Source organism: Nonomuraea muscovyensis, assembly GCF_014207745.1.
GTDB classification, from domain to species: domain Bacteria; phylum Actinomycetota; class Actinomycetes; order Streptosporangiales; family Streptosporangiaceae; genus Nonomuraea; species Nonomuraea muscovyensis.
On sequence record NZ_JACHJB010000004.1, the window covers coordinates 839,197 to 852,150 of the forward strand.

The following is a 12,954-nucleotide window of genomic DNA, read 5'->3' on the forward strand; positions in this document are numbered from 1 at the left end:
TCGAGGCCGCATATCGCCGTGCCTGTCTTTCAGGCGGGCCGGAAGCCGTCTCGCTCCTCGGACACCGCATGCTTGATCATCAGGTGACGGGTCACCGAATACTCCTGCACCGCCTCCTGGCTCATGTCCTTGCCGAACCCGCTGCCCTTGACCCCGCCATGGGGGGCCTCGCTGGCGATGGGCAGGTGGTCATTGATCCAGGTGACACCCACGTCCAAGCGGTGAGACACCCGCATCGCCCTGGCCACGTCGCGCGACCACACCGACGACGCCAGGCCGTAACGGGTGTCGTTGGCGAGCTTGACGGCCTCGTCCTCACCGTCGAAGGGCAGGACCACGAGGACGGGACCGAAAAGTTCCCCTTGGACGATATCGCTGTTCTGAGCCACATCTGTCACAAGAGTCGGCGGGTAGTAGAAACCTGCCCCGTCGACCGGGGCTCCACCCTGCGCGATCCGCCCCCCGGCGCCGCGTACGAAGCCGTGCACCCGGTCACGGTGCTCCGCGGAGATCAGCGGGCCGATGTCCGTGGCCGGATCCCAGGGGTCACCGACCTTGATTTCGGCAAGATTTGCCCGAAGGGCCTCCACCGCGTCCGCGTACACCGCACGGGCCACGTAGACGCGCGTCGCCGCGGTGCAGTCCTGGCCGGTGTTGTAGGTGGCGCCCATGGCCACGCCGGCGGCCATCGCGGCCAGGTCGGCGTCGGCGAAGACCAGCGCCGGCGCCTTCCCGCCGAGCTCCAGGTGGACCCGCTTGAGCGTCGTGGCGGCTCCCGCCATGACGGCCCGGCCGGTCTCGGTGGAGCCGGTGACGCTGACCATGTCCACGCCCGGGTCGGTGACGAGCGCCTCGCCCACCTCGGCGTCGCCGGTGACGGCCTGCACCAGCCCGTGCGGCGCGCCCGCCTTGGCGAACAGCTCCACCAGCCGCAGCGTGCTGCGCGGCGTCTGCGGCGCCGGCTTGATGACGACGGCGTTGCCCGCGGCGACGGCCGGGCCGAGCTTCCAGACGGCCATGACGAGCGGGAAGTTCCACGGCGCGATCGAGGCGACCACGCCGACGGGACGGCGCACCATGACGGAGGTGTAGCCGCGGCTGAACACCCCGGCCCCGGTGCCTTCCAGCGAGCGGGCGGCGCCGGCGAAGAAGCGCAGGTTGTCGACCGCGAACGGCAGCTCGCCGTCCCTGACGACCGTCGCGGGCTTGCCGGTGTCCTCCACCTCGAGCCGGGTCAGCTCCTCGGCGTCGGCCTCGACGAGGTCGGCGAGCCGCAGCAACAGCCGGGCCCGCTCGGCGGGCGTCGCCTGCGACCACTCCGCGAAGGCGGCGCGGGCCTGCAGCACGGCCCGGGCCACGCCCTCGACGGGCGTGTCCGGGACCATGTCGTGCAGGACTCCGGTGGCCGGGTTGATCAGTTCGCGCATGACTACTCCTGGCCGAGTCGCTCGATGAGGTCGGCCGCCCGGCGCAGGCCGTCGCGACCGCGGATCTCCTCGCCCGCCGCGGCCAGCCGGGCACGCAGCTCCTCGTCGCCCAGCAGGCGGTCGAGGGCTCCCGTCAGCTCCTCGTCGGTGAAGGCGTAGGTGGCCAGGCGGACGCCGTAGCCGAGCTCGTCGACGCGCTGGGCGTTGTCGTACTGGTCCCAGAAGAGCGGCAGCAGGATCATCGGCTTGCCGAAGTGCAGCGCCTCGGTGGTGGTGTTGTTGCCGCCGTGGGTGATCACCAGGTCGCAGAGCGGGATGATCTTGGTCTGCGGCAGGAACTCGGCGCCCCACATGTTCTCGGCCAGCTTGATCTCTTCGTGCAGCGGGCCCTTGGAGACGATGTACCGGTGCGGGGTTGTGGCCAGCACGTCGATCACCCGCTGCATCAGCTCCACGTCGGAGGAGCCGAGCGAGCCGAGGGAGAAGTAGACCAGCGCGCCGTCGCCCCGCTCGTGCTCATGGTCGCGCCCGCTTCGCTCCTCGTCGGCTCCCTCGTCGCCCTCCCGTCGCGAGCTCCCGCGCTCGAACGGCAGCTCGAACTCCTCGTCGGTCTCGCGCACGGACGAGTCGAGCCGGTGCCAGGTGGGCCCGAGCGGCCGCTCGGCGGTGTAGTCGAGGATCTCCGGGTAGACGTAGAGGTTGAGGTCGCCCTCGTGGATGAAGTCGAGGTCGGGCAGCGGCCGTGTTCCCTGCTCGACGCACCACTCGTTGAAGGCGGCCCAGACCTCGCGGTGGGTGCGGTCGTACTCGGCGCGGAAGGCGTCCCACTCCGACCGGTCGGCGGCGGGCAGCCCGGAGAAGACCGGCGGCACGTTCTCGCCGCGGACCTCCAGCGGGTTGCAGGAGACGATCCGGACGAACTTCTTGCCCGTCGTGAGCAGCGCCGGGAAGGTGATGACGTTGTCCTCGACGATGACGTCCGGCCGGACCCGCTCGATGATCGCCTTGAGCTGGGGCTCGCAGTACTTCACGCCGTCGATCAGGGACTCCCAGATCGGCTTGGTGACCGTCTCGAGCTGCTCCAGCGTGCTCTTGCGGTACTCGGGCGCGGTCTCGCGGATGAAGTCCTTCCAGAACTGGCCCGCGTCCTGCTCCTCCTCCGCCGGGGGCGCCAGGTCGACGAGGTCCTCCTCGAAGCCCAGCGCCTCCAGCTTGCCCTTCCAGGAGGCCTCGGCGGCGAAGACCACCCGGTGGCCGCGACGGCGCAGGATGTCGCCGATGCCGATGCTGTTGTTGGTCGGGCCGTAGGCGCTCTCAGGCATGAACAGGATGGTGAGGGACATCACGCACTCCGGATGAGAGGGAAGGGTAGTTGAAGAGACATTCAAAAACTCATCTAGCGTAAAGCGCTACTTCGCGGCACTATGGTCACGGCCTTCTGAACGCAGCGGTAACAAAGGGGGAGAATGGCCCAGCGTAAGAGCCGCACTGACCGCCGCATCGACCTGATCGAGGCGGCTCGCCGGGCCATCATCCGCCACGGCGTGGACGGCGTCCAACTGTCGCATGTGGCCGAGGAGGCGGGCCTCACGTCGGGGGCCGTGCTCTACCACTACCCCGACCTGAGCGAGCTGCTGGTCGAGGCGCAGCACGCCGGGATGGAGCGCTTCTACGAGCAGCGGCTGCGCCAGCTCTCCACCGTCACCGACCCGGTCGCCAAGCTCGTCATGACGATCAGGTCGGGGCTGCCGACCGGGCCGCTCGACCCCGACGTCCGGTTGCTCAACGAGCTGGGCGGGGCGGCGGGCCGCAACCGCGTGTACGGCGTCCTGCTCACCTCGCTGTACGACCGCCAGGTGGCGATGTACCAGTCGATCCTGGACACGGGCTCGGCCCTCGGGGTCTTCCGGCTGAGCGGCGACTCGCTGACGCTCGCGCGCAACCTGGTGGCCCTGGAGGACGCCTACGGCTACCGCATCACGGCCAGGCACCCGCTGATCGGGCCGGCGGAGGCCGCCGAGCTGATCCTGTCGTACGCCCGCACGGCGACGGGCAACGACCTCGTCCACTGAGCCCGGGAGGCTCCCGTCCACCGGCCGCTCGTTCACCGGGCGGCCCGGGGGATCACCACGGCGTCACCCGCGTCCCAGTGCAGCCGCACCTTGGCGCCCGGCCGCACGGTGCTGGCGCCCTGCACGGCCACCAGGACCGGCTTGGGGTGGCCCGGCACGTCGACCGACAGGTGCGAGACGCCGCCGTAGAAGCTGACGTCCAGCACGCCGCCCTTGAGCACGCCGGCCGCGCTCTCCCCCACGCCGGTCTCCCCCGTGCCGGTCTCGTCCGAGCCGGTCTCGTCCGTGTCACCGTCGTCGGCCAGGGTGATGCTCTCGGGGCGGACGCACAGCAGTGCCTCCGCGCCGGCGGCCAGGTCAGGCAGCGGGGTGCCGGGGAGCGTGCCGAAGCCTTCGGCGTCGAACCCGCCGTCCTCGCCGGCCGTGCCCTCGAAGAGGTTGTTGGCGCCCACGAAGCCGGCCACGAAGGGCGTGCTCGGCCGCTCGTAGAGCGCAACCGGCTCGTCCACCTGGCACACGCGCCCGTTGTGGAAGACCGCGATGCGGTCGGCGAGCGACATGGCCTCCTCCTGGTCGTGGGTGACGACCACGAACGTGATGCCGACCTCGTTCTGCAGCCGCTTCAGCTCCAGCTGCATGTCGGCGCGGACCTTCTTGTCCAGCGCCGACAGCGGCTCGTCGAGCAGGAGCAGACGGGGCCGCTTGACGATGGACCGGGCGAGCGCGACGCGCTGGCGCTGGCCGCCGGACAGCTGGGCGGGCTTGCGGTCGCCGTGCTCGGCCAGGCCGACGGTCTCCAGCACCTCGCCGACCCGCTTCCTGATCTCCTGGCGGGGCAGCTTCTCCTGCTCCAGCCCGTAGGCGACGTTCCTGGCCACGGTCATGTGCGGGAACAGCGCGTAGGACTGGAACATGAGGCTGATCGGCCGCCGGTTCGGCGGCGCGGCGAGCAGGTCGTCGCCGTCGAGCGTCACCGTGCCGCCGTCGGGCGTCTCGAACCCGGCGATGATGCGCAGCAGCGTCGTCTTGCCGCAGCCCGAGGGGCCCAGCAGGGCGAAGAACTCGCCCTGCCCGATCTCCAGCGAGACGCCGTCGAGCGCCGTGACGTCACCGAACCTGCGGGTGACCCCGTCAATCTTGAGCACGTGCTTCACCGATCCTGGTCATGCGCTGTCCGATGATCACCGCGGTGAAGCTCACCAGGAGCAGGAGTGTGCCCAGCGCGTTGATCTGGGGCTCCACCCCGAAGCGGATCATCGAGTAGATGACGATCGGCAGGGTCTGCTCCAGGTTGCCGATCGTGAAGAAGGCGATCACGAACTCGTCGAGGGAGAGCGTGAACGCCAGCAGCGCGCCCGCCACGATGCCGGGGGCGAGCTGCGGGAGCGTGACCCGCACGAACGTCGTCACCGGGCCCGCCCCGAGGTCGCGTGAGGCCTCCTCCAGCGACGGGTCGGCGCCGGTGAGCCGGGTGCGGACCACCGCCGCGACGAACGCCATCGAGAACACCGCGTGCGAGAGGATCACCGAGGTGACGCCGAGCGTGAACTGGACCAGGCCGTAGAACATCAGCAGGCCGATGGCCAGCACCAGGTCGGGCAGCACGGCCGGCATCAACGCCACCGCGTCGAGCGTCCTGGAGCGGGTGTGCCGGGCCAGGCCCACCGCCAGCAGCGTGCCCAGCACGGTGGCGAGCACGGTCGAGCCGGCGGCCACGATCAGCGTGTTGACCAGGCCGTCCAGGACGCGCTCGTTCCCGGCCAGCACGCCGTACCACTTGAGGCTGAACCCCTCGAAGGTGTAGGCCGACTCGCCCGAGTTGAACGACATCGCCACGAGCACGACGATCGGCGCGTACAGGAAGACGAGCGTCGCCCAGAACGGGATGTACAGCAGTCGCGGCCTACGCACGGCGGGCCGCCCACGCCTGCGCGAGGAGGAGCAGGAGGAGCACCGCGACGAGCGCCATCGCCAGCGTCGAGCCGAACGGCCAGTCACGGGCCTTGAGGAACTCGTTGCGGATCAGGTTGCCCACCATGAGGGTCTTGCCGCCGCCCAGCATCTCGGGGATCACGAAGTTGGCGAAGCTCGGCACGAACACGAACATCGACCCGGTCAGCACGCCCGGCAGGGTGAGCGGCAGCGTCACCCGGCGGAACGTGGTGAACCCGGAGGCTCCCAGGTTGGCTGACGCCTCGCGCAGCTGCGGGTCCAGCTTCTCGATCGCCGCGTACAGCGGCAGCACCATCAGCGGCAGGTAGGAGTAGAGCAGCCCGACGACGATGGCGCCCTGGTTGTAGAGCAGCTCGTACGGGCCGAGGCCGAACAACTCGAACCCGGAGTTCACCAGGCCCGGCCCGTTGAGCAGGATGATCCAGGCGTACATCCGGATGATGAAGTTCGTCCAGAACGGCAGCACGATCGCGATCAGCGCGGCCGTCTTCCACTTCCGGGGCAACTGCGCGATCAGGTAGGCCGTCGGGTAGCCGAGCACCAGGGCGATGAGCGTGGCCAGCGCCGCGATCTTCAGGGAGGTGCCGACGACCCCCAGGTAGAGGGGGTCGACCAGGCGGGCGAAGTTCTCGGTGGTGAATTCGTAGATCACCCCGCCGAAGCGCCCGCGCTGGAAGAAGGTGAAGCTGAGCACCAGGGCCAGCGGCACCAGCACCAGCACGAGGAGGTACGTCAGGCCGGGTGCGAGGAAAACGAACGCGCCCAGCCGGTGCCGTCCTCGCGAGGTGGACACCGGCCGGGCCGCGGGTTGTGCCTTCACAGCTCTTACTGCGCCGTTCCTGTCCTACTGCGCCGTGATCTCCGAGGAGAGGCGCGTGTACTTGAGCGACCCCTGGCCGAGGTCGATGATCGACTCACCGTTGAGCAGCTCGGCCGGCTTGATGTCGAGCAGCGAGCCCTCGGGAGGCTGGACCTTGTCCATGGCGGCCTTGTTGGGCACCTTGTAGTTGATGTTCTCGGCGGCCCAGCTGTGGATCTCGGGGTCGAGGATGTAGTTGATGAAGGAGTGCGCGGCCTCCTTGTTCTTGGAGGACTTCATGATCACCATGGTGTCCACCCAGAGGTCGCTGCCCTCCTTCGGCACGACGAACGCGATGTTCTTCTTCTCGTCGGTGGTCGGGCACCAGCCGTCCCACGCCTCGACCATGACGGCCTCGCCGCTCTTGAGCTTGTCGCCGAACGTGGTGTCGTCGTACTGGAGCAGCTTCGGCTTCTGCTGGACCAGCAACTCCTTGACCTTGGCGATCTCCTCGTCCTTGTCGGTGTTGACCGAGAAGCCGAGGGCCTTGAGCGCGGGCAGGGCCAGCCAGCGCTCGGTGGTCATCATGGTGACCTTCTTCTCGGCCCAGGCCGGCGGCTTGAGGAGGTCGTTCCAGCTCGTCGGCTTGGCCTTGACCAGGTCGGTGCGGTAGCAGATGCCCGTCGTGCCCCAGGTGTAGGGAACGGAGTACTTGTTGCCCTTGTCGTAGGACAGCTGGGTCGCCTCGGGGTAGAGGTTGGCCAGGTTGGGGATCAGCTCGGCGTGGATGGGCTCCAGCAGGCCCTGCTCGTTGAGCGCCTGGGCGTACTGGCCGGACACGAACGCCACGTCGATGCCGCTCTCGCCGCCGGCGGTGAGCTTGGTCATCGCCTCCTCGTTGGTGGCGTGCAGCGTCACGTTCATGTCGGAGACCTTGAGCTTCTCCTTGACCTTCTCGGGAAGCTCCTTCGGCGTGTAACCGTCCCACACCGTGATGCTGATCGACTGCTTCGTCAGGTCGGCTCGGGGGTCGAGCGGCTCGGCCGTTGCTCGCGGAGCCGTCTCCGCACTGTCTGTCGATCCACCACCGCACGCCGCGACGGCGAGTGCGAGGCCGGCCACCGCTGCGACGGCCGGAAGACGACGGGTGAACCGGGAACGGAACACGGCCGCTACTCCTTCTTTGTTCCGAGGGACGAGAGGTCTCGCGACCAACCGGGCACTGCAGACCAAAGCAGGAGTGTTGCAGCAGATATCAACATCGGCAAGACTTTTCCGGACATTGTCACCTGGAAGTATGGTCATGTTGTTGAATCGAGATTCAATATGGGACCGGCTGGTGTCGCTGGGTGAGAACCCTCTTACCGAGCGGGATCGCGGCGCGTCCGCCTCACTTCTCGCCGCGCTCGGCGGTGAGGTGCCGCCGCCGTTCGCCGTCCGCCGGTTTCGTCCGCTGCCCACCTTCTCGCACGGCGGCACTGCTCGCCACCCCGGGGGGCCCGTGGAGCGGGATTTCGGTAAGCATGTCGACCAGACGAACTACTCCGTCGTGGTGGGCGATCAGGTCGTCGTCAAGTGGCTGACGCCGCCGGTGCCGATGCCCCACCCCACGCCGGAGGTGTTCGCGCACCTCGTCGAGGTGGGCTTCGAGCAGACGGCGCCGCCGTACGCGGCCCTGACGCGGGCCGACGCGTCGGGCGAGACGCTGCTGGCCCTGGTGACGGGCTACCTGCCGCAGGCCCGGGACGGCTGGGAGTGGTGCGTGGACGAGGCCGAGGCGGGCCGGACCGCCTTCGCCGCCGACCTCGGCCGCCTGGCCGCCGCTCTGCACCTGGCGCTGTCCACCTTCCCCGGCGGTGACGGCCCCGCCGAGGGCGGTTACGAGGCGGCGGGCCGGGCCGAGCTGGCGCTGCGCGAGGCACTCGACCTGACCGACGGCGCCGACGGCGCGTGGCTGGCCGGCATCGCCCCCGCGCTCAGACGGGAGCTGGAGCCGCTGGCCGCGCCCATCGCGAGCCCTGTCATCCGCATCCACGGCGACCTGCACGTGGGCCAGATCCTGCGCTGGCGCGACGGCTACGCCGTGATCGACTTCGACGGCAACCCGACCGTCACCGGCGCGGAGCCGTACCAGCCGGCCGCCCGCGACGTCGCCCAGCTCGCCACGAGCCTGGAGCACGTGGCGCAGGTGGCCGTCAGGCGGCGCGGCACCCCGCCCCGCGCCGCCGCGCACTGGGCGCGGCAGGCCCGCGAGGCGCTGCTGGCCGCCTACCGCGGCCGCCTCGCCGAGGGCGGCAGGCCCGACCTGCTCGACGAGTCGCTGCTCCGCCCGTTCGAGATCGAGCAGGAGTGCCGGGAGCTCATCTACGCCGCCCGCCACCTGCCCCGCTGGCGCTACGCCCCGATGGGCGTGCTGCACACCTGGTATCCCGAGGAGAACCCGTGAACCCCGAGCTGTACCTGGCCGACCTGGAGGCCAAGCCCGCCGCCCTCGCCACCCTGGCCGCGACGCTGGAGGAGGCCGACCCGTTCGAGGGGCTCCCGCCGGGTGTCGAGCGGGTGCTGTTCCTCGGCATGGGCAGCTCCCGGTACGCCGCCGGGGTCGCTGCCCTGCGGCTGCGGGCCGCCGGGATCGACGCCTACGCCGACTACGCCTCGGCCGCCGCCACGTACCCGGCCACGCCCGGCACGCTGGTCGTGACGATCTCGGCGACGGGCGGCAGCCGCGAGACCCTCGACGCCGCCGCCCGCTACGCCGGCTCCCCGGCGTTCACGGTCGCGGTCACGAACGTCCCCGGCTCCCCCGTCACCGAGGGCGCCCGCCTGGTCGTCCCGCTGCACGCCGGTGAGGAGCGCGGCGGGGTGTCCTGCCGGACGTTCCAGCACACGCTCGCGCTGCTGCTCGCCCTGGAGTCGCGGCTCACGGGGGCGCGCCGCGACGTGCCCGCCCTCGTCCGGCGCGCCGCCGAGGCCACCGCCGACCTGCTGGACCGCCGCGACGCCTGGCTGCCCGCGGCACTGGAGCTGCTGGACGGTCCGCACGGCGTCTACGCCGTTGCCCCCGCCGAGCGCCTGTCGTCGGCGGAGCAGTCGGCGCTCATGGTGCGCGAGGGGCCGCGCCGCCCGGCCGACGCGTGCGAGACGGGCGACTGGGCGCACGTGGACGTCTACCTCACCAAGACGCTCGACTACCGGGCGCTGCTCTTCCCCGGCTCCCGCTACGACGCGCAGGCCATGGAGTGGGTACGGCAGCGCGGCTCCACGGTGCTCGCCGTGGGCGGCGAGGTGGAGGGGGCCAGGGGGACGATCCGCTACCGGCACGACGACGACGCCGAGGCCGCCCTGCTGACCGAGACGCTGGTGGCAGAGCTGGTGGCCGCCCGGTGGTGGTCGGCCGTGGCGGGGTGACCCCGCAGCCCGGTGGCGGGACGCGGGCCACAGGCGGCGCAGCCGGTGGCAGGACCTCGGTCAGACTCGACGCAGCCCGGCAGCGGGACCTCGGTCACAGGCGGCCGCAGGCCGGTGGCGGGACGTCGGTCAGAGACGGCGCAGGCCGGTGGCGGGACGTCGGTCAGAGACGGCGCAGGCCGGTGAGGACCCGTTCGAGCAGGCGTGTGTCCGGCCGGCCGGCCTCGTGCTGCGGCTGGTAGACCCGGACGAGCCCCTCGGCCTCCATGTCCGCCACCAGCACCCTGGCCACGCCCAGCGGGATGGCCAGTAGCGCGGACACCTCCGCCACCGACCGCACCTGGCGGCACAACTCGCTGATCGCCCGGAACTCCCTGGGGTAGGCCAGGCCGAGCTGGGCCGACGTGGCCGACGAGACGAGCGCCTCCATGGCAAGCCCGCTGCGCGGCGCCGTGCGCCCCCCGGTGACGGCGTACATCCGGACCAGCGAGCTGCGCTCGGGCTCCGGCTCGCCGTCATGCCATGATGCCAACGTCCCCTCCTCTCACGCGTCCTCCTGCAGCTCGGCACGGCCCTTGCGGACGCCCTGCTGGTAGCTGGCCAGCCTGCTGCGCAGCCGGTCCGGCGACACCAGGGGCGGTCCGGCGGGCGCGGCGGGCGCGGCGGACCCAGCGGGCGCCGCCGAACCGGGCACCAGGTTGGCCTTCGGCGTCCGCTTGGGCAGCCCGGAGGACGTGGTGCCACCGCGCACCGGCTCGCCGGCCGCGTCGGCGGCCTGCCACCCGCTGTCGGCCGGCGACGACCAGGTCTGGTCGCGCTGGTCGGGGGTGGCCGACGGCTTGCTGAACCAACTGCTCGACTCCATGGAGGAGTAGACCGGCAGGAAGTCGTCCGTCGCCTCGGGGGCGGGCATCGGCAGCTCGACCGAGTGCGTGTGGTCCGTGGTGAACCAGGACGACTCCTCGCCGGGGGCGACGCCGTCGAACGACGGGTGCCCGTAGCCGGGCATCGACGGGGTGGGGACCAGCGCCATGGGCGCGTAGGGCGAGGTCTCGGAGGGGCTGCTCACCAGGTCGGGCGCGCCGCCGTGCTCGGGGGCGTACGGCGGCCCCTGCCTCGGGCCGTCGACGGGCCCGTGCGGCGAACCGTGCCTGGGGCCGTGCCGGGGACCCTGCATCGGGACCTGCACCGAACTTTGCATCGGGACCTGTGCCGGGCCTTGGGCGGCCGCCGGGGGCATGGCCCCGGGCATCGGCGTGAGCAGCGTCTCCGGCAGGAGCACCATCGCGGTCAGCCCGCCCACGTCCTGGCGGCGGAGCTGGACCCGGATGCTGTGCCGCAGCGCCAGCCGGCCGACCACGAACAGGCCCATCCGGCGGGACACGGACACGTCCACGACGGGCGGGTTCGCCAGGCGGTGGTTGGCCTGGGCGAGCTCCTCCGGCGTCATCCCGATGCCGTGGTCGGTGACCGCGAGCATCAGCCCGCCGCCGTCGATGTGGTTGCTGGAGACGATGACCTTGGTGTCGCTGGAGGAGAACGAGACGGCGTTCTCCACCAGCTCGGCGAGCAGGTGCACGACGTCCGTGACCGCCTGGCCGACGATGGCGGCCTCCGAGCGCACCTGGATGCTCACGCGGTCGTAGCTCTCGACCTCGCCGAGCGCCGCGCGGACGACGTCGTGCAGCTCGACCGGCTGGCTCCACTTGCGCGCGGCCTCCTGGCCGGCGAGGACCAGGAGGTTCTCGCTGTTGCGGCGCATGCGGGTGGCCAGGTGGTCGAGCTTGAACAGGTCGCCCAGCCTGGTGTCGTCGCGCTCGCCGCGCTCCAGCCGTTCGATGAGCGTGAGCTGCCGCTCGACCAGGGTCTGGCTGCGCCGTGACAGGTTGACGAACATCGCGTTGACGTTCGAGCGGAGCCTGGCCTCGTCGCCCGCCAGCCGTACGGCCTCGCGGTGGACCTCGTCGAAGGCGCGCGCCACCTCGCCGACCTCGTCCCGGGAGAAGATGCCGATCGGCGGGATCTCCACCTCCACCGCGCCGTCGCGGGCCTCGCGCAGCCGCTGGACGAACTGCGGCAGCCGGTGCCCGGCGATCTCCAGGGCCTCGCCGCGCAGCCGTCGCAGGGGGCGTACCAGCGACCTGGCCACGCCGGTCGTGATCAGCAGGACGGCCACGAGGAGCGCGAGCACGGCCGCGGCGATGACGTAGGCGCGCTGCTGCTCGGCCGCGCTGAGCGCCTGGCTGCGGGCGACGATGCCGGCGGCCTGGCGACGCTCGACCGTCCGCATCGCGTCGACGATCACGCCGGCCGCGTCGGACCATTCGCGCGCGTCGTCGCGCTTGGCGAGGTCGAGGCCGCGCAGCGGCTGCCCGGCCGTGGCCCGGATCAGCACCAGCTCGCGCAGGAACAGCATGCGGTCGGCGGAGCGGCCGTTGACGGTCTCGTCGAAGAAGCGGCGCTCGGCGGCGGTGGCCTCGGCGGCGAAGCGCCTGCGCTCGGCCTGCTCGCGCGAGATCTCGCCGAGGAAGCCCTGGAGCTGCTGGGCGTCGAAGGCGCCCGCCACCAGGACGGTGGCGACCAGGGCCTGCTGCACCGAGACGCTCTCCTTGGCGCGGGCGAGCGCGTCGAGCATGCGGGTCTGGCGGAACAGCTCGTCGTCCTGGCTGCCCTTGACCAGCTCGGTGTGGATGGACAGCAGGTCGCGGAGGATCGTCGTGTACAGGTCCACGGCCGCCGCGGGCAGCAGGTCGCCGTCGAGCGCCTGGTCGCGCAGGCCGCCGAGGTCGCCGAACCTGCTGACCATGGCCTCGAGCTGGTCGGCGGTGCGGCCCGTGACCGCGCCCCGCAACTGGTCGGCGCCGTTTCTGACCTGCTGGATCGACTCGTCCACCTCGGACGTGCGCTCGCGCACGGCGCGCAGCCCGCCGGCGGGACGACCCCGGGCGATGTACCAGGCGACCTGGGCCCGCTCCGCCGACAGCGCGTGGGTGAGCCCGCCCACCTGCTCCGACAGCCGGGCGAGCTGGTTGGTGCGGTCGTAGTCGGCCGCGGCGCCGATCGAGGCGAAGACCTGCGCGCCGCCGAGCAGGACGGCCGCGGCGGTCGGGACGAGGATGAGGGCGACGAGGCGGGCGCGGACCCGCCAGTTGCGCAGGCGCCAGCTCCCCCCGTGCGCCTGCCGCACGTCTGATTGTGTACTCACCGAACGCAACCCCTCGCCCGATATGGCGTATGTGAAGGCCCTGGGACTCCTGAGAAAAAAGCAACAGGTCCGGGCAATTGGAGCACATTC

The 12,954-nt window shown here is 71.3% G+C and carries 11 protein-coding genes; 3 read left to right on the forward strand and 8 right to left on the reverse strand.

Annotation, left to right across the window (positions count from 1 at the left end; translation table 11 throughout):
- Positions 1 to 29: 29 nt before the first annotated feature.
- Positions 30 to 1,427 (reverse strand): aminobutyraldehyde dehydrogenase, encoded by a 1,398-nt coding sequence (locus tag FHU36_RS41665; protein ID WP_185089588.1) that lies wholly within the window; start codon positions 1,425 to 1,427, stop codon positions 30 to 32.
- 2 nt (positions 1,428 to 1,429) lie between these two features.
- The gene (locus FHU36_RS41670; protein ID WP_246503246.1) at positions 1,430 to 2,749 is read right to left on the reverse strand and encodes a nucleotide disphospho-sugar-binding domain-containing protein; all 1,320 of its coding nucleotides are present in this window, start codon (positions 2,747 to 2,749) and stop codon (positions 1,430 to 1,432) included.
- Positions 2,750 to 2,893: 144 nt separating this feature from the next.
- Here FHU36_RS41670 and FHU36_RS41675 point away from each other — a divergent pair, with 144 nt between their 5' ends.
- Positions 2,894 to 3,499, forward strand: a complete 606-nt coding sequence (locus FHU36_RS41675; protein WP_185089590.1) for a TetR/AcrR family transcriptional regulator — start codon at positions 2,894 to 2,896, stop codon at positions 3,497 to 3,499.
- A gap of 32 nt (positions 3,500 to 3,531) precedes the next feature.
- Here FHU36_RS41675 and FHU36_RS46680 read toward each other — a convergent pair whose 3' ends face one another.
- Genes FHU36_RS46680 through FHU36_RS41695 form a run of 4 tightly spaced genes read right to left on the reverse strand, consistent with a single transcriptional unit; the run spans position 3,532 to position 7,418 of the window.
- Positions 3,532 to 4,644 (reverse strand): ABC transporter ATP-binding protein, encoded by a 1,113-nt coding sequence (locus tag FHU36_RS46680; RefSeq protein WP_185089591.1) that lies wholly within the window; start codon positions 4,642 to 4,644, stop codon positions 3,532 to 3,534.
- Entirely contained in the window at positions 4,631 to 5,410 is a 780-nt protein-coding gene (locus FHU36_RS41685; RefSeq protein ID WP_185089592.1) for an ABC transporter permease, read from the reverse strand. Before FHU36_RS41685 ends, FHU36_RS46680 begins: the two co-directional genes overlap by 14 nt.
- The gene (locus tag FHU36_RS41690; protein ID WP_312892201.1) at positions 5,403 to 6,272 is read right to left on the reverse strand and encodes an ABC transporter permease; all 870 of its coding nucleotides are present in this window, start codon (positions 6,270 to 6,272) and stop codon (positions 5,403 to 5,405) included. The genes FHU36_RS41685 and FHU36_RS41690 overlap by 8 nt, the downstream gene beginning before the upstream one ends.
- Positions 6,273 to 6,296: 24 nt before the next feature.
- Positions 6,297 to 7,418, reverse strand: a complete 1,122-nt coding sequence (locus tag FHU36_RS41695; RefSeq protein ID WP_185089593.1) for a polyamine ABC transporter substrate-binding protein — start codon at positions 7,416 to 7,418, stop codon at positions 6,297 to 6,299.
- A 136-nt stretch (positions 7,419 to 7,554) separates the two neighbouring features.
- On the opposite strand from FHU36_RS41695, the gene FHU36_RS41700 reads away from it, so the two are divergent.
- Together FHU36_RS41700 and FHU36_RS41705 are read left to right on the forward strand one after the other, a co-directional pair.
- The gene (locus FHU36_RS41700; protein ID WP_185089594.1) at positions 7,555 to 8,697 is read left to right on the forward strand and encodes an aminoglycoside phosphotransferase; all 1,143 of its coding nucleotides are present in this window, start codon (positions 7,555 to 7,557) and stop codon (positions 8,695 to 8,697) included.
- Positions 8,694 to 9,659 carry an SIS domain-containing protein gene (locus tag FHU36_RS41705; RefSeq protein WP_185089595.1) on the forward strand — a complete coding sequence of 322 codons (966 nt, stop codon included), beginning with the start codon at positions 8,694 to 8,696 and terminating at the stop codon, positions 9,657 to 9,659. The genes FHU36_RS41700 and FHU36_RS41705 overlap by 4 nt, the downstream gene beginning before the upstream one ends.
- Before the next feature lie 163 nt (positions 9,660 to 9,822).
- Here the strand turns inward: FHU36_RS41705 and FHU36_RS41710 are convergent, their stop codons facing one another.
- Together FHU36_RS41710 and FHU36_RS41715 are read right to left on the reverse strand one after the other, a co-directional pair.
- Positions 9,823 to 10,191, reverse strand: coding sequence for a DUF742 domain-containing protein (locus tag FHU36_RS41710; RefSeq protein WP_185089596.1), 369 nt, complete (start codon positions 10,189 to 10,191; stop codon positions 9,823 to 9,825).
- A gap of 12 nt (positions 10,192 to 10,203) precedes the next feature.
- The gene (locus tag FHU36_RS41715) at positions 10,204 to 12,864 is read right to left on the reverse strand and encodes a sensor histidine kinase (protein WP_185089597.1); all 2,661 of its coding nucleotides are present in this window, start codon (positions 12,862 to 12,864) and stop codon (positions 10,204 to 10,206) included.
- Positions 12,865 to 12,954 lie beyond the last annotated feature (90 nt).